The 16,687-nt window shown below is 68.4% G+C and carries 13 protein-coding genes; 2 read left to right on the top strand and 11 right to left on the bottom strand.

What is annotated here, in order from left to right:
* Positions 1-152 precede the first annotated feature (152 nt).
* The 11 genes from ACYQ2W_RS03375 to ACYQ2W_RS03325 form a co-directional block, all read right to left on the bottom strand.
* Positions 153-1,391 (bottom strand): flagellar hook-length control protein FliK, encoded by a 1,239-nt coding sequence (locus ACYQ2W_RS03375; RefSeq protein ID WP_459863221.1) that lies wholly within the window; start codon positions 1,389-1,391, stop codon positions 153-155.
* Positions 1,392-1,466: 75 nt separating this feature from the next.
* Positions 1,467-1,904, bottom strand: a complete 438-nt coding sequence (gene fliJ, locus ACYQ2W_RS03370; protein ID WP_459863219.1) for a flagellar export protein FliJ — start codon at positions 1,902-1,904, stop codon at positions 1,467-1,469.
* A 16-nt stretch (positions 1,905-1,920) separates the two neighbouring features.
* The gene (gene fliI, locus ACYQ2W_RS03365; RefSeq protein ID WP_459863217.1) at positions 1,921-3,285 is read right to left on the bottom strand and encodes a flagellar protein export ATPase FliI; all 1,365 of its coding nucleotides are present in this window, start codon (positions 3,283-3,285) and stop codon (positions 1,921-1,923) included.
* A gap of 258 nt (positions 3,286-3,543) precedes the next feature.
* Positions 3,544-4,275, bottom strand: a complete 732-nt coding sequence (locus tag ACYQ2W_RS03360) for a FliH/SctL family protein (RefSeq protein WP_459863215.1) — start codon at positions 4,273-4,275, stop codon at positions 3,544-3,546.
* On the bottom strand, positions 4,268-5,284 hold the full coding sequence (fliG, locus tag ACYQ2W_RS03355; RefSeq protein ID WP_459863213.1) for a flagellar motor switch protein FliG: 1,017 nt from the start codon (positions 5,282-5,284) through the stop codon (positions 4,268-4,270). Before fliG ends, ACYQ2W_RS03360 begins: the two co-directional genes overlap by 8 nt.
* A complete protein-coding gene (fliF, locus tag ACYQ2W_RS03350; protein WP_459863211.1) occupies positions 5,277-6,917 on the bottom strand; it encodes a flagellar basal-body MS-ring/collar protein FliF in 1,641 nt (546 codons plus the stop codon). The genes fliG and fliF overlap by 8 nt, the downstream gene beginning before the upstream one ends.
* A gap of 149 nt (positions 6,918-7,066) precedes the next feature.
* Positions 7,067-7,414 (bottom strand): flagellar hook-basal body complex protein FliE, encoded by a 348-nt coding sequence (gene fliE / locus ACYQ2W_RS03345; protein WP_459863209.1) that lies wholly within the window; start codon positions 7,412-7,414, stop codon positions 7,067-7,069.
* A gap of 380 nt (positions 7,415-7,794) precedes the next feature.
* Positions 7,795-9,192 (bottom strand): sigma-54-dependent transcriptional regulator, encoded by a 1,398-nt coding sequence (locus ACYQ2W_RS03340; RefSeq protein ID WP_459863207.1) that lies wholly within the window; start codon positions 9,190-9,192, stop codon positions 7,795-7,797.
* Positions 9,189-10,466, bottom strand: a complete 1,278-nt coding sequence (locus ACYQ2W_RS03335) for a sensor histidine kinase (RefSeq protein ID WP_459863205.1) — start codon at positions 10,464-10,466, stop codon at positions 9,189-9,191. The genes ACYQ2W_RS03340 and ACYQ2W_RS03335 overlap by 4 nt, the downstream gene beginning before the upstream one ends.
* A 266-nt stretch (positions 10,467-10,732) precedes the next feature.
* Positions 10,733-11,890 carry a hypothetical protein gene (locus ACYQ2W_RS03330; protein WP_459863203.1) on the bottom strand — a complete coding sequence of 386 codons (1,158 nt, stop codon included), beginning with the start codon at positions 11,888-11,890 and terminating at the stop codon, positions 10,733-10,735.
* 141 nt (positions 11,891-12,031) lie between these two features.
* Complete coding sequence (locus ACYQ2W_RS03325; RefSeq protein ID WP_459863201.1) at positions 12,032-12,250, bottom strand: hypothetical protein; 219 nt, start codon at positions 12,248-12,250, stop codon at positions 12,032-12,034.
* Positions 12,251-12,411: 161 nt separating this feature from the next.
* On the opposite strand from ACYQ2W_RS03325, the gene ACYQ2W_RS03320 reads away from it, so the two are divergent.
* Both ACYQ2W_RS03320 and ACYQ2W_RS03315 read left to right on the top strand, forming a co-directional pair.
* The gene (locus ACYQ2W_RS03320) at positions 12,412-15,033 is read left to right on the top strand and encodes a PhnD/SsuA/transferrin family substrate-binding protein (RefSeq protein ID WP_459863199.1); all 2,622 of its coding nucleotides are present in this window, start codon (positions 12,412-12,414) and stop codon (positions 15,031-15,033) included.
* 310 nt (positions 15,034-15,343) lie between these two features.
* Positions 15,344-16,645: an ATP-binding protein gene (locus tag ACYQ2W_RS03315; protein ID WP_459863197.1), complete on the top strand. Its 1,302-nt coding sequence runs from the start codon at positions 15,344-15,346 to the stop codon at positions 16,643-16,645.
* Positions 16,646-16,687: the final 42 nt, after the last annotated feature.

Genomic DNA, 16,687 nt, shown 5'->3' with positions numbered 1-16,687 from the left:
GGCCATTATAGCGGGGAAAGGGGGTGTGGGGGAACCGGGCGGGAATCGGATAACAGGTGAAAGATAAGGATTCCCGACCCCGAAAAGGCATAGCGGCGAAAACGTCGAGCACCGCGAGACGTTTTCGCCTGAAATCTGAAACCTCAGGGGTTTCAAGCATAGGCATCAAGCATCCCGACGCCGACCGCGGCGCTCTGCGCCTGAGGCATATCGGCCTCCTCCCCATCGCCCCCGCCACCGCGGCCGCCACGACCGCTTCCGTCACCCTCGCCATCCCCCTCACGAGCCCGCTGGTCGGGAGGAGCGTCGGAGACCTCGGCCTCCGCCAGTTGGAGCCCGTTGTCGCCCATCATCTCCCGCAGCCGCGGCATCGCCTGCTCGAGGGCCTCGCGCACCGCCGGGTTGTGGGAGACAAAAGAGACACTGGCCTGATCGCCGTGCATCTTCACTTTCACCTCGATCGGCCCGAGGGTGGGCGGATTGAGGCGGATCTCCGCCTTCTCGATCTTTTCGTTGGCCATCCACATCACGCGGTTGCCGAGGGAGTCGTTCCACCCCGGTTGACGAAATGGCGTGTCGATGGCACTACGCATCGGCGGCTGGGCCGACGCGGTCGCCTGGGCGGCGGATGCCGCCCCCCCGCCGGCGGTCGCGGGGGCCGTCAAGGTGGACGATGCGCCGGCACCTTCGGTGTTCTGGGCCGCCGGCGTCGCCGCCAGACGACTATCGAGCAGTTGGCTGAATGCCCGCTGCCCAGCGCTCCCATCCGCCGCCTTGTCGACCACCGCCGCGAACTCGCGGCGGGTGGTGAGCTCGCCGCCCGCTTCCGCCGCCGAAACCGATTCCGCCCCCCCCGGCAGCCCGCCCGCGGTGGTCGAATTGGCCGCCGCAGACAGCGTGAGCGGCATCCCGCCGGTGGCAGCCGGCAAGCCGTTGCCGCCGCTCGGCAGGCCGCTGCCGCTCGCCGACAAGCTCACCGACGCCACGGGCAGGTTCAACAGCTCCAGTCCGGGAGGGAGCACCACTTCGTCGACCGGCGGATCGTCATCGTCCCCCTCCGCTGCGGTCTCCACGGACTTCTCCTCCTCGGCCCCCTCGCCATCCTCCGTCGAACCGGCATCCTGCGAATCCCGCTCCTCCGGCGATTCCTCGCCGACGACTCCCCCCTCCCCTTCAGGGGCGGGGGCCCCATCGGAGGCCGCGGTCGCATCGGGCGAGGCGGCCTCCGGACGACTCTCCTCCAGGTGGCGGGAGAGGGCCTCGGAAAAGCCCCCCCGACCCTCGGCAGCGGCGGGTTCCCCGCCCCCCCCCGCCGCGGCCTGAGCGGCCTGCACCGGCGCGGAGGCGGGCTTGCTCCCGGTGAGCAGCATCTCTAAGGTTACTTCGGACACGTTGAAATCTCTCGTCGGTTGGCTCTTGTCAGGAAACAAGCAATCGGGATGCCAGGTGTTTGGAACCTGATTTCCTCACCCTCCTCCACGGTATCGCTGCGCCCGCTCGTCGCTCTCTCCCTGCTCCGCCCGCTCCTCCTGCTCCAGCTCCTCGTCACGCAGCCGCTCGACCGCCTTCTCCATCGCCTGGAGCCGGCTGCGCGCCGCCTGCCAGTCGGTGATCCGCCGGCGGACCACCTCGCGCGCCTGAGCCACCACCACCTCCTGCTGTTCGACGGCCGTATTGAGCTGGGCGAGGAAACGGCGGTAGGAGAGCAGCGCGCCGGTGGTGAAGCCGCCGCCCCCCTCCCGGGTGAAGCGCTGGGCGTACTCCTCACGATAGCGCTTCAGCTCCTCCAGCTGCTGCTCCCGCCGCACCAGCTCACCCCGCGCCTCGCCGAGACGGCGGGCCGCCTCCTGCTGACGGTTCTCCGCCACGTGGACGATGGGTCGCATGCGGACCGAGCGTTTCATTTAGTGGATTGCCCCGTCATCCGACGGCACCCGGCGGCCGCTGGCTGCCGACGAGCTTCATCAACCCCGCCAGCGCCTCCTCGAAAGGGACCGCCTTGCGCTGATCCTGCTGCAGGAAGTGCATCAGCCGCGGCTGGAACTCGATCGCCTCGTCGACCCGCGAATCGGCCCCCCGCTGGTAGGCACCCACCGAGATCAGGTCGCGGTTCTGGCTGTAGGTGGCGGAGATGGAGCGGAAGCGGCGCGCCGCCTGCTGGTGCTCGGGCGAGGTGATCTCATTCATCGCACGACTCACCGACGCCTCCACGTCGATCGCCGGATAGTGGCCCTGTTCGGCCAGCGAGCGCGACAGCACGATGTGGCCGTCGAGGATACCGCGGGCGGCGTCGGCCACCGGGTCATTGGTGTCGTCCCCCTCGGTGAGTACGGTGTAGAAAGCGGTGATCGACCCGGTGGAGCCGTTGCCCGCGCGCTCCACCAGCCGCGGCATCTTGGCGAAGACCGACGGCGGATAGCCCTTGGTGGCCGGCGGCTCGCCCACCGCCAGGGCGATCTCGCGCTGGGCCTGGGCGAAGCGGGTCAACGAATCCATCAGCAACAGCACCTCCAACCCCTGGTCGCGGAAGTACTCGGCGATGGAACTGGCGAGCATCGCGCCATGCAGACGCATCAACGGCGGGTTGTCGGCCGGGGTGGCCACCACCACCGCGCGGGCCAGCCCCTCCGCGCCGAGGATCTTCTCGACGAACTCCTTCACCTCGCGGCCGCGCTCGCCGATCAGCCCCACCACTACCACGTCGGCGGTGGTGTACTTGGTCATCATGCCGAGCAGCACCGACTTGCCCACGCCGGTGCCGGCGAACAGACCCATGCGCTGGCCGCGCCCGACGGTCAGCATGGAGTTGATCGCGCCGATGCCGACATCCAGCGGCTCGTCGATCGGCCGGCGCACCAGGGGATTGAGCGGGGTGCCGGTAAGCGAGCGGCGCTCCGCCGCATGCAGCGGTCCCTTGCCGTCCAGCGGCTTGCCGGCGCCATCCAGCACCCGCCCGAGCAGGCTAGGGCCCACCGCCACCTCGTGGCCCTTGTGGGTCGGGATGACCCGCGCGTTGGGCACCAGGCCGACGGTGTCGCCGGTGGGCATCAGGTAGGTCTTGCCCTCGGCGAAGCCCACCACCTCCGCCTCCACCGGCGCGCTTCCGGCGGAGACCACCAGGCAGCGGCCGCCGATCGCCTCCTGCACCCCCACCGCCTCCAGGGTGAGACCGACGATGCGGGTCAACCGTCCCTCCACCACCAGCGGCGGCGGAGCAACCCGCTCGGCATACTTGGCAATCCGCTCGCGCCAGATCGCCCCGCGCTGGATCTCAGGCCTGGGCATGGGGTTCTTTCATGGATTGGGATGGGAAACGCGGAGGACGCAGAGACGCAGAGAACGCAAAGAAGAGTTCGAATGCGCAGAGACCGTTGCAGGAACAGTTAGTGATTGTGCACACCATTACTCGATCATCGAAAAAGGAGGCTCGATCATTCCGATTCCCGCAAAACGCCCTATCGACACCGGCCCTCATCTCTTCTTCTCCGCGTTCTCTGCGTCTTTGCGCCCTCCGCGTTCCCTTCCAGAGCGCCAAAAATGAGCCTACGACCGATCGTCGTCGCCGCGTTCGTCGCCGAGGGCGCCGGCGATCAGCACCTGCAGGCGCTTCTCGACGGTGGCGTCGATACGTGAATCCTCCGCCACCACCTCACAGCCGCCGCGGCTGATCCGCACGTCCTCCATCAGCCGCCACGCCTGCTCGCCCTCGTGCAACGACAGCGCCTCGCGGACCAGGGCGGCGTCCTCGGGGTGGAGGTGGAGCTGGACGCTGCGCGCCGCCACCGGCAGGGCGGCGGCGGCCTCGCGCACCGCAGCGATCACCTGACCGGGATCGATATGGAGTTCGCGCCGCACCACTTGGCTCGCCACCAGCATCGCCAGCTTGGCCACCTCCTTCTCCACCTCCTCGTCGAGCTCCTCGAAGGGGTGGATCAGCGCCTCCATCAGCACCTCCAGCTCGCCCCCCTTCTCGATCAGCCGGGCGCGCTCCTGCTCGGTCTCGGCGATGCGCGCATCGAACTCCGCCTGACCGGCCACCCGCCCCTCCACCAGCCCGGCGGCATAACCCTCCTCGAAGGCCTGCTTCTGGATCGCCTCGATCTCCTCCACCGTCGGCGGCTGCGGCAGCGCCTCCTCGGGCTCCTCCTGCTTTTTCTTCTTGACGAAGGCGTTGGGGTCGGTGACGTCCGGTGCCTGCCAGCGGTCGACCTCGTCGAGCAGCTCCTTCGGAATCAGGTGGGAGAAACGGCCGTGACCGCCGCCCACCCTAGACATATGCGTCGCCCTTGCCGCCCAACGAGATCTCGCCGGCGTCGGCCATGCGGCGAGCGATCGCCAAGACCTCCTTCTGCGCCTGCTCCACCTCGCTCAGGCGCACCGGGCCCTTCGCCTCCAGATCGTCGCGCAGCATCTCCGAGGCGCGCTTCGACATGTTCTTGAAGATCTTCTCCTTGACCGGCTCGTCGGCCCCCTTCAGCGCCAGCAGCAGAGTCTCCGAGGGGACCTCGCGGAGGATCATCTGGATACCGCGATCGTCGACATCGGCGAGGTTGTCGAAGACGAACATCAGGTCGGCGATCTGCTGGCCCAGGTCGGCATCCACGTCCTTCACCGAGGACATGATCTCCGCCTCGATCGAGCCCTCGACGAAGTTGAGGATGTCGGCCGCCTTTTTCACGCCGCCGACGCTGGAGGCCTGGGCGTTGGCACCGCCGGAGAACTGCCGTTCGAGGATGATGTCCAGCTCCTGCAGCGCCGAAGGCTGGATGCGGTCGAGCGAGGCAATACGCATGATCAGGTCGGGGCGGGTACGCTCCGGCAGGTGGGAGAGGATCTCCGCCGAGTGGTCCTCCTCCAGATAGGAGAGGATGGTGGCGATGATCTGCGGGTGCTCGTTGCGGATCACCTCCGCCACCGCGCGGGGGTCCATCCACTTGAGGGTCTCCAGCCCCTTCGCCTCGCGCCCCATCATGATCCGGTCGATCATGCCGGCCGCCTTGTCCTCGCCCAGCGCCGCGATCAGCACCTTGCGGATGTAGTCCTCGGAGCCGACGCCGATGCCGGTCTGGTGGCCCACCGCGGTGAGGAAGTTGTCGACCACCACGTCCACGTCGTCCTTGCTGACGTTGGTCAGCGACGACATGGTCATGCCCACCTTCTGCACCTCTTTCGGGTTGAGATGCTTGAGCACCTCGGCGGCGTCGTGCTCGCCGAGCGACATCAGCAACACCGCGGCGCGCTCGGCGCCGGAGAGCTTGATCGGGGGCTTGTTCTGCTCAGACATCTTCGGCGATCCAGTTCTTCAGGGTTTGGGCGACGATCTTCGGATCCTGGGCCACCAGCCCCTTCACCGCCTCCATCTGCAGGTCGGCGTTGGAAGGGCCCTCCAGGGCGGCCGGCGCCTGGGTGGTCAGGCTGACCCCCTGCTCGCCGAAATCCTCCATCGCGCCGGCCCCTTCGGCCACCAGGGCGGAGGACTCGGCACCGCGCTGGGCCAGGCTGTTGAGGATCGGACGCAGCACGCCGAAGATCACGAACAGCACCGCCAACCCGCCGAGGAGCTGCTTGGCCAGCTCCCAGAACCAAGGCTCCTTCCAGATCGGCACCTCGGCCGGCGGCGCCTCCTCTTCGGCATCCATGAACGAGGCGTTGATCACGTTGACGCTGTCGCCGCGCTGGGCGTTGAAGCCCACCGCCTCCTTCACCAGGGAGGTGATGCGCTCCAGCTCGTCGGCCTTCAACGGGGTCCGGGTCGGCTTGCCCTCCTCGTCCACCCCCTTGCGGTCGTCCACCACCACCGCCACCGACAGCCGGCGCACGGTGCCGGTGGCGAGCTTGGTGTGGCTCACCGTGCGATCCACCTCGTAGTTGCGGATCACCTGCTTGCTGGCGTTGGTCTTGGTCGCATCGCTATTGCCGGAATCGGCGCCGGTACCCGCCACCTCGGGCGCGACGCCGCCGCCGGGGGGCTGGTTGGTCAGCGCGCCGGGGACCCCGGAGACGCCGGCCCCGCCCTTCGACTCCTCCTCGGAAAGCTGTTCGCTGCGCACCGCGGTCTGGTCGGGGTTGTAGCTCTCGCGGGTCCGTTCGGTGACGGTGAAATCGAGATCGGCGGAGACCTGCGCGCGCACCCCCTCGGCGCCCACCACCGGCTGGAGGATGTGCTCGATGCGCTTGATGTAGTCGTGCTCCACCTTGCGGGTATATTCGAACTGCTTGCCGCTCATCTCCACCTCGGTGGAGGCCTCGTCGGCGGTGAGCAGGCGGCCGGCCTGGTCCACCACCTTGACGTTGGAGGGCAGCAGCGAGGGGATCGAGGAGGCGACGATGTGGACGATCGCCTGCACCTGGCTGCGCTCCAGGGCGCGGCCGCGGGCGAGCTGGACCATCACCGAGGCGGTGGGGTCCTGACGGTCACGGATGAACACCGATTTCTTGGGGATGGCGAGGTGGACCCGCGCCTTCTGCACCGCCTCGATGGTCTCCACGGTGTGGGCCAGCTCCCCCTCCATGGCGCGCTGGTAGCGGGCCTTCTGCATGAATTCGCTGGTGCCGAAACCCTGGTCCTTCTCCAGCAGCTCGAAGCCCATGCCGCCCCCCTTGGGCAGGCCCTGGGCAGCCAGTTTCATGCGGATCTCGTGGACCTTGTTGGAAGGGACGCGGATGGCACCGGTGGTCTGGTCGATCTCGTAGGGGACCTGGGCCTGTTCCAGGGCCTCGATCACCATGCCGGCATCCTTGTCGGTGAGGTTGCCGTAGAGTTTGCCGAAGGTGGGGCGCTGGGACCACAGGGCGACCCCGACGACCAGGGCGATGACCAGGGCGGCACCGACGATCAGACCGACCTGGCGCCAGCCGGACAGTTCACTGAAGCCCCGGGTCAGGGCCGAGACGTTCGCTTTCGATTCCTCCGCCATGGATGGATACCTGTCGTGCCAACCGCTTCCGCTTGGAGAGTTGGAGCATTGTAACTGAAGGCCCGCCCTTTCCCCACAAATCGACCCTCAGCGCCTTGCGACCCACTGATGGCCGATTCGTGAGGAAAGGGCGGGCCTCGTCCGCCGGCTTACACCTGCATCCGTTTGATTTCGTTATAGGCCTCCAGCAGTTTGCCGTGGACGCTCTTCATCGCCGCGAAGGAGAGGCTGGCCTTCTGGGTGGCAATCATCACCTGCTCCAGACCGACGTCCGAGTCACCCCGGACGAAGGACTCCTGGAGGCTCTTGGAGGTCTGCTGGGCCTCGTTGACCGAATCGATGGAGTTGCGCAGCAGCGTGGCGAAATCGCTCCCGCCGGCCTGCGCCCCCTCCTGGACCGCACCGATCCCCGCAGCCCCGGAGGCCTGCACCCCCTGGGCCTCGGCCCGCATCGCACGCATCTGGCTGAGGACACTGTTCACGTCAAAGTCATTCATGGCGGCTACTCCGTTGCGACGTCGAAAATCCGTCGCCGATCTCTACTTGCCTCGGGACCATGCAGGTCATGTGCCACCTGATGCAAAACCACTCGAACAGAGAGGATGATCAAACATCAACCAATTGTTTTAGAACGGGGAATCAGACCGCGAAGGGTGTGAATACGGGAATTGAGGTATGGGTTGGAGGGGAGAATTGGCCGTCGGGCGGCTAAGGGTTGCCCAACGGTTTTCCGGCGGCCGTCGAATCCCGGATGCGGTGCCACCCGGACAGAGCGAACATTTCACCTGAGGATGGTTTTCACATCAACCGCAAAAACGAACGCACCCGAAGGCGGGAACCCCGCCCCGGGTGCATCGCTATGAAGCAGCGCCTCCGCTCAGGCCGCCTCGCCGGGGATCGCCACCCCCGCCTCGCGCATGCGCGCGATCTTGTAGCGCAAGGTGCGCGGGCTGATGCCGAGCTTCTCCGCCGCCGCCTTGCGGCTGCCGGCGGCCAGGGCGTCGATGATCAGGCTGAACTCACGCGCCTTGAGGTCGTCACCGAGGCACCCCTCGCCGCGCCCCTCCTCGCCATCGGTGCTCTCCGCCGCTGGCGGCGCCATCGGTTCGGCGATCCGCGCGGCCGGCACCGCCATCCGCGGCAGGTCGCTGAAGGTCTCGAAGATCAGGTTCTCCGGCTCGATCCGGCCGCCCTGCATCAGGATCAGCGCCCGCTGGATGACGTTGTCCAGCTCGCGCACGTTGCCCGGCCAGGGGTAGGCGCGCAGCCGCGCCTCGGCCGCCGGCGAGATCTGCGGCGGCGGCGTCGGCTCGCGGTGGTGGCGGGCGATGAAGTGGGCGGCCAGCGGGGCCACGTCGCCGGGACGCTCGCGCAGCGGGGCCAGTTTCAGCGGGAAGACGCTCAAGCGGTAGTAGAGGTCCTCGCGAAACTTGCCGTCGGCCACCATCTGCTTCAGATTGCGGTTGGTGGTGGCCAGCACCCGCACGTCGAGCAGCGTCGGCTTGCGCCCGCCGATCCGCTCCACCTCCTTCTCCTGGATCACGCGCAGCAGCTTCGCCTGCAGCCCCAGATCCATCTCCGAGATCTCGTCAAGCAGGATCGTCCCCCCCTGGGCCTGCTCGAACTTGCCGGGGTTGGACTGATAGGCCCCGGTGAACGCCCCCTTCTCGTAGCCGAAGAGCAGCGCCTCCAGCATGTTCTCGGGGATCGCCGCGCAGTTGATGGCGACGAACGGCCCCTCGGCCCGCGGCGAGGCGTCGTGGATGAAGCGGGCGAACACCTCCTTGCCGCTGCCGCTCTCGCCGTTGAGCATCACCGTGACGTCGGTCTGCGCCACCCGGCGGGCCAGCTCCAGCAGCTCGCGGGTGCGTGCGTCCTCGGTGACCACCCCATGGATCGCGGTGGGCCGGCTGGCGGGCATGTAGCGCTCCACCATCTCCACCAGCACCTCCGCCTCGAAGGGCTTCACCAGATAATCGGTCGCCCCCTCCTGCATCGCGCTCACCGCCCGGTCGATGGTGCCGTAGGCGGTCATCAGCACCACCGGCAACTCGGGGCGCACGGCGCGGATGCGCTTGAGCAGGGTGTGGCCGTCCATCGGCCGCATCCGCACGTCGCTCACCACCATCGCCACCGCCTCGCGCTCCAGCACCTCCAGCGCCTTGGCGCCGTCGGTGGCCGAGAGCACCGGAAAGCCGGCCAGCTCCACCGTATCGCAAAGGGCCTCGGAGAGGGAGGGATCGTCCTCGACGATCAACACCGCACCGCTGTTCATGACCAACCTCCTTCGACAGAGGGCGCAAGGCCGACCGTCATCGTTTCGTCTTCTTGGTTGTTGCCGGGTGCCGGAGCCTCCCCCGAGAGCAGCGCCTGACGCCGCTCGCCGGTGGGCAGGCGGATGGCGAAGCACGCCCCCTCCCCCGCCTGCGGCTGCTCCAGCTCGATTCGACCGTGGTGGGCCTCCACCACGTTGCGCACCACCGCCAACCCCAGGCCGGTGCCGTCGGGCCGGGTGGTGAAAAAGGGTTCGAAGACCGTCTCGCGGATGTCCTCGCCGATGCCGGGGCCGTTGTCCGCCACCCGGACGGCGACGAACCCCGCCCCTTCGAGCCGCACGTCGACCCGCAGCCGCACCCCCTCGCCCACCGCCTGGATGGCGTTGGCGCCGAGGTTGATCAGCGCGCCGAGCAGCGCCTCGCGATTGCCGTGAAGGGTCACCCCCGCCACCCGCTGGTCCACCTCGATGCCGCCGCCCACCGCCGCCAGTTGCGGCTCCAGGGTCTGCGCCAGGTCGGCCAGCAGCCCGTCCAGCGCCACCGCCTCGCTGTCGGTGGAGCCGCCGCGGGCGAACACCAGCATGTCGTTGACCATCCGCTCCATGTGGCGCAGCCGGTCGCGAATCCGCTCCGCGAAGCGGGCCCGCCCGGCGGCGTCCAGATTGGGACGGCCGAGATTGGAGATGTAGAGGAGCGCCGAGGCGAGCGGCGTGCGGATCTGATGGGCCAGCCCGGCCGCCACCTCACCCATGGCGGTCAACCGCTGCTGGCGGGCGACCATCTCCTGCAGGGCGCGGGTCTCGGTGACGTCCTTGAGCAGCACGATCTGCCCCGGCTCGCTGCCCAGGGAGCGTACCGAGACGCTCACCCGGCGCCCGTCCTGGAGCACGATCTCGTCGCCGTTGCCCCCGCTACGCTCGAAGGCGCGCAGGGTCACCTCCCGCCAGCGCTCCCCGAGCAGCGGCTTGCCCAGCAGGTCGACCGCCGCCGGGTTGCACTCGCGCACCACCCCGTCGCCGTCGAGCACCAGCACCCCGGCCGGCAGCGCCTCCAACAGCCGCTCCAGCCGATTGGCCAGTTGCTCCTTCTCCGCCAGCTCCCGCAGCCGCTCGCTGTTGGCCACCGCCAGCGCCTCGTGCAGCCGCGCCACCTGGTTCTCCAGGTCGCGGTAGGAGGCCTCCAGCGACAGCGACATCTCATTGAAGACGTTGAAGGCGTCCTCCAGGCGCTGCGCCGAATCGAGCGATGAGCTGGTGGCGATGGGGTTGTGCATGGTCGTATTCGCTCCCGGTGACGGGCCCCGGACGGCGGGGCTGGATGTCCGAGACAAGGAAAGCGAATATCGTGCCATCAACAATTATTATTATAAATCAGTAAGTTGTATAACAATGAGACGGCTGTGCCAAAAAGTTGGCGATACGGGAGGGAGGGAGTGACGGGGTGTCGGCGGGGAGAACGGGAATTCGCCGGTCGATCGGGCGGGGGGGACCTCTCACACCTACCATGAAAGGCGGAATCAACAGGGCTACCGCGAAGGGTTCAAAAACCGGCGCCCACCGAATCCACGGCAGTCCCGGCGAACTCCGGCTTGAGCAACAACAGCCACGCCTCGACGAAGTCGGGCAGATGGCGGTTGGCGGCGTGGTACTCCTTCCAGCCGTGGTAGGCGCCAGCCAACAGGTCCAGCTGAAACAGGTTGTCGTCGAAGGCACCGCCGGTGTCGGCGAGGATGCCGAGGCGGTTGACCGTCCCCGCGTCCGTCGGGTAACGCACCATCAGCAGCTTGCCGAGGCCCAGATCGGCGACGTCGCCGGCGAAGGTGACCTGCTCGGCCACCTCGATCTTGTGGTCGGCGTCCTTGCCGTACCCCATGATCCCCGGCACCTCCTTGAAGTACCAGTAGCGCCCCTGACGCTCCTTGGCCAGGGTGTAGTCGTAGGCGATGCCGTTGTTGCGGTGGACATTGAAATGGCGCACTCCGTTCGCCGTCTCAACGACGGCGGAGCCCTGCATGAGGACATCCTCCAGGTCGGTGCGACTGAGCCACACCAGCGGCTTGGCCAGCCCCCCTTCGCGGAGCGCCCCATCCAGCACCTGCTGCTTGGTATAACGGTAGCGGGTCAGCTCCGCCCTTCTCGCCTCCGCCTGCTCCAGGGTCAGCCCCCGTTCGTCGAACGGCAGCCCATAGAGGGCGTGGGGATGGTCGGCGTCCCGCTCCGTAACGCCGGCCAGCCGTTTGACGTAGTACTTGGTCATCAGGATGCGCCCCGCCGGGATGCGCTCGAGCATCTTCGCCTGGGCCTTGGCGGCGCGGGCGGCGTGGGCGTGGGCCCGCTCCAGGTCGGGGTGCCAGCGGTAGCGGTCGAAGTGGCGTTCGATGAAGACGGCGTCGTGCAGGCGGCTCGGACGCTTGGCGCGGACATCCTCGACATAGGTGCGGCAGAGGAAATCGAGGGTGGCGAGCACCCGCTTCAGATCAAAGGGGATCGCCGGTGCATGGACACCGTGGATCGCCGCCGGATCGTAATCCGCCCCCTTGCGCAGATAGTCGGCGGTGTGGCGCGCCACCGCACAGAGGTCGCTGCTGCGGTCGACGCGCATCCGCCCCTCCATCGGAGCGGGATCGGGAGAGAAACGCTCCGCCGCCACGGTCGTGGCGAACAGCAGCAGAAACGGTGGCAGCCAACGGCGAATCACAGGTCATTCCCCTCCGCATCGATAAAGCACAGCCCGCGGATATCCACCCCGAGGGCGACCCTCTCCGCCGACGGCGGCGCGCCGGACAGACGGGCGACCCGGGGGTCGTCCACCCCCGGCAGACGCAAATGAAGCCGGCACTCATGACCCAGCGCCTCGCGCCTCTCCACCGCCGCGGCTGCCGGGGTGGAACGCCTCCGGGCGCAGGCCGCCCGCGATCGACTTGCCGATCCACGGACCAAGACGGGCGGCCAGCGCCAGCCCCACCCCCTCCTCCTCCTCCAGGTTGCAGAGATCCGGCCAGTCATCGGCCGAGTGTATCCGCTCATCGGATTCCTTGCAGCGTGGCAGAGGATGCACCGCTTCTCCAACACCAACCGCACCAAGCCTCCTCGCCGCCAAAAGGCCGGCAAGGCGTCGCCCGCAGGAGCGGCGCCGTTTCCGGCAATCACCGAAAAAGACTATGTTTATCGAAATAAATATGTAAGAACCATCTTAATAGTCATTAAGAATTTTCTTAAATGCCAAGACCTTTCCGAAACCCGCGGATTCGCCAAGGCACCAACCCGCCCCTGCGCTGGCTGGCGTTCGCGCTGCTCTTCGGGCTGCTGCCGGCGGCGCACGCCGCACAGGAGGTCCGGATCGGGGTGCTGGCCAAGCGCGGACCGGCGGTGGCGCAAGCGATGTGGGAACCCACCGCCGACTACCTGTCGCGGCAGGTCGACGGCTACCGCTTCCGCATCGTCCCCCTCGGCTTCGGCGAGATCCATTCGGCGGCGGCCCGCGGCGAGGTGGACTTCATCCTCGCCAACCCCTCCTTCTACGTGCAGTTGGAGAGCCGCTACGGCGCCTCGCGCATCGCCACCCTGCGCAACCGCGCCGGCGACGACGGCCACGAGCGGTTCGGCGGGGTGATCTTCGCCCGCGCCGAGCGCCGCGATCTCGACGATCCGGCGGCGCTCAAGGGGGGGCGTTTCGCGGCCGTGGAGGAGAACTCCCTGGGGGGCTTCCACATGGCCTGGCGGGAGCTCCACCGCCTCGGTATCGACCCCTACCGGGACTTCGCCGAACTGCTCTTCACCGGCACCCACGACGCCGTGGTCTACGCGGTGCTGGAGCGGCGGGTGGACGCCGGCACCGTGCGCAGCGACACCCTGGAGCGGATGGCGGCCGAGGGGAAGATCGAGCTCACCCAGTTGCGGGTGATCGATGCCCGCCCCCCGGATGCGGCGAACGCCACCTTCCCGCTGCTCCACAGCACCCGCCTCTACCCCGAGTGGCCCTTCGCCAAGATGGCCCGCACCGCCGGCGAGCTGACCCGCCGGGTCGCCGTCGCCCTGCTGCAGATGCCGCCCGACGGCCCCGCGGCGCGCGCCTCGAAGAGCGCCGGCTGGACCATCCCTGCCAACTACCAGCCGGTGCGGGATCTGTTGCGGGAGCTGCGCATCGCCCCCTACCAGGACTACGGCAAGGTGACCCCCGGAGAGGTGGTGCGCCTCTACTGGCACTGGCTGGCGCTGGCCGGAGGCGTACTCGCCGCGCTGGCGCTGCTCACCTTCACCGCCACCCGCACCAGCCGCCGACTGCGCCTCTCCGAGGCACAACTGAGCCGCCAGCAGTCGTTCCTCGAAGGGGTGCTGGAGAGCATCGAGGACGGGGTGGTGACCTGCGACGCCGAGGGGCGGCTCTCCCACTTCAACCGCGCCACCCGCGCCTTCCACGGCTGCGAGCAACAGCCGCTGCCGCCGGAGCAGTGGAGCCGTCGCTACAACCTCTACCGCAGCGACGGCCACACCCCGCTGCCGATGGAGGAGGCCCCCCTCTACCGAGCCCTCCTCGGTGAACGGGTCCTCAACCAGGAGATGGTCATCTCCCCACCGGGCGGGCCGCCGCGCTTCGTCCTCGCCTCGGGCCGGCGACTGCTCGACGAAGCGGGACGCACCGCCGGGGCGGTGGTTTCGATGCACGACGTCACCGAGAGCCGCCGCCGCCAGGAGGCGCTGCTGGCCCAGGAGAAGGCGGAGGCGGCGAGCCGGGCGAAGAGCGAGTTCCTGGCCAGCATGAGCCACGAGATCCGCACCCCGATGAACGTGGTGATCGGCATGTCCGAGGTGCTCCTCGACACCCCGCTGGACGCCGACCAGCGCCACTACCTGGAGCTGCTGCAGCACGCCGGATCGAGTCTGCTGGAGCTGATCGACGACATCCTCGACCTCTCCAAGATCGAGGCCGGGCGGATGGAGCTGCACGACGCCCCCTACGATCCGCGCGAACTGCTTGAAGCCACCGTCGAGATCATGGCACCGACCGCGCGAGAGCGGGGGATCGAGTTGCGGCTGGAGTGCGACCCGTTGCCGCGCTCGGTGGTCGGCGACCGCGGGCGGCTGCGGCAGGTGCTGGTCAACCTGCTGGCCAACGCCGTCAAGTTCACCACCGAGGGGAGGATCGTCCTGCGCGTGCGGCAGACCGCGGAAGACCGCCTGCACTTCGAGGTGGAGGACAGCGGCATCGGCATCGCGCCGGAGAAGCAGCGACGGATCTTCGAGGCCTTCTCCCAGGGGGGAAGCCACATCAGCGGACGCTACGGCGGCACCGGCCTGGGGCTTACCATCTGCCAACGGCTGGTGGGCCTGATGGGGGGCGAGATCGGCGTGGAGAGCCAGCCCGGCCGCGGCAGCCGCTTCCACTTCACCTTGCCGGTACAGCGGAATGAGCCCGCCTGCCCGAAAGAGGAGGCTCCGTCCCCACCGCTCACTGCGGGATCATGCGCCGGGCGCCACCTGCTGCTGGCCGAAGACAGTGCGGACAACCGGCAACTGGTCGAGGCCTACCTCAAGGGGAAAGGCTGCACGCTGGAGTGGGCGGAGAATGGCGAGCAGGCGGTGGCGCGAGCCAAGCGCGGCGGGGTCGACCTGATCCTGATGGACATGCAGATGCCGGTGATGGACGGCTATCGCGCCACCCGGGAGATCCGCCGGTGGGAGGAGCGGGAGCGGCGCCCGCCGCTACCGATCCTGGCGCTGACCGCCTACGCCCTCGATGGGGATCGCGAGCGCAGCCTGGCGGCAGGCTGCAACGCCCACTTGAGCAAGCCGATCAGGAAAGGCCAGCTGCTGGAGGCGCTGGGAAGGTGGCTTGGGTAGCGGCTCGTTGGCAATGGCGACTCCGCTCACCACTCTTCCATTTCGGCAACCCGCTTCTTGGCATAGGGCCCGCGAAAGAATAACTTCCTGTCTCGGGATGCCGATCCATCCTCTCCGGCGGCGTTGCGCAAAGGGTTGCACACAACGAGTATGCGCCCCTTTGCGCGCCTTGCCGGAGAGGCGTCTCGGCATCCCGAAACAGGAAGTTATTCTTTCGCGGGCCCTATGGCCTCGTCGAAACCAAAATCACCAGGATCAAGACGACGAGCGAGGCGAGACGTTTTCGCCTGACACCTGACACCTGACACCCATGCGTTCCCTCCAATCCCGCCTGACCCTCGGCCTGCTCATCTCCCTGCTGCTGCTGCTGGCCGGCCAGTGGGTGGTGGTCGATCGGATGGTCCGCTCGGCGGTGGAGGGGTACGCCCAGTCGCGGATCGAGCACGACATGGAGAGTCTGCTCGCCGCCGTCGCCTTCGCCGACGACGGTACCCCGCAGCTCACCTCTCCCGCCCTCAACGCGGTCTACAACCAGCCGCTCTCCGGCCATTACTACCAGCTGCGCAGCGGCGACCATCTGCTGCGCTCCCGCTCCCTGTGGGACGAAGCCCTCGCCGACAGCGCAATCCCGCCGGGGGCGGCCCGGCCGTTCCGCCAGCATGGCCCCGGCGAGCAGCGGCTGATCGGCGTCACTCGCGGTTTCGAGATCCAGCACCACCCCCTCACCATCACCGTCGCCGAGGATCTCTCACCGCTGCGCACCGCGCTGGTCCGCTACCGGGTCTACTTCGCCCTGCTCTTCGTCGCCCTGCTGGCCGGGCTGATCGCGGTACAGCGGCTGGTGGTGCGGCGGGGACTGGAGCCGCTGGAACGGGCGCGGCGGGAACTGATGCGGCTGGAGCAGGGGGAGATCGAGGCCCTCGACGAGCGGGCACCGCCGGAGGTGCGCCCCCTGGTGGAGGAGATCAACCGGCTGCTCAGGGTGATGAGACGGCGGCTGGAACGCTCACGCAATGCCACCGGCAACCTCGCCCACGCCCTCAAGGGCCCCCTCACCCTGCTTGGCCAGGCCGCCGACGGGGCGCCGGAGCCGCTGCGCGGCGAGCTGCACGAGCACGCCGACGCGCTGCGCCGACTGATGGAACGTGAGCTGAAACGGGCGCGCCTGGCCGGCGGCGGCGGCGGACCCCGGCTCGACCTGCGCCGCGAGCTGGAGCCGCTGCTCGATACCCTGCGCCGCATCCACCCGGAGAGGCCGCTGGCCTTCGAACTGCGCATCGAGCCGGGGACCACCCTGCCGATGGACCGCGAGGATCTGCTGGAACTCTTCGGCAACCTCCTCGACAACGCCTGCAAGTGGGCGAGCGGGCGGGTGGTGGTGAGCGCCGAGACGGGCGACGGCCTGCGCCTCGCGGTGGAGGACGACGGCCCCGGCGTGCCCTCCGCACAGCTCGCCGCCCTCACCCGCCGCGGCACCCGACTCGACGAGCAGACCGCCGGCCACGGCCTGGGACTGGCCATCGTCCAGGAGCTGGTGGACGACTACGGCGGCCGGCTCGAACTGACCCGCTCCGCCACCCTGGGCGGGCTTTGCGCGGAGGTTCGACTGTAGGGGCACGGGAAACGTGCAATGCCCCGATCGCTTCTGCGTCCC

The sequence above is a fragment of the Endothiovibrio diazotrophicus genome (genome assembly GCF_054657215.1).
The sequence above is the reverse complement of the archived record's forward strand: the minus strand, read 5'-3'. Positions and strand labels throughout refer to the sequence as shown.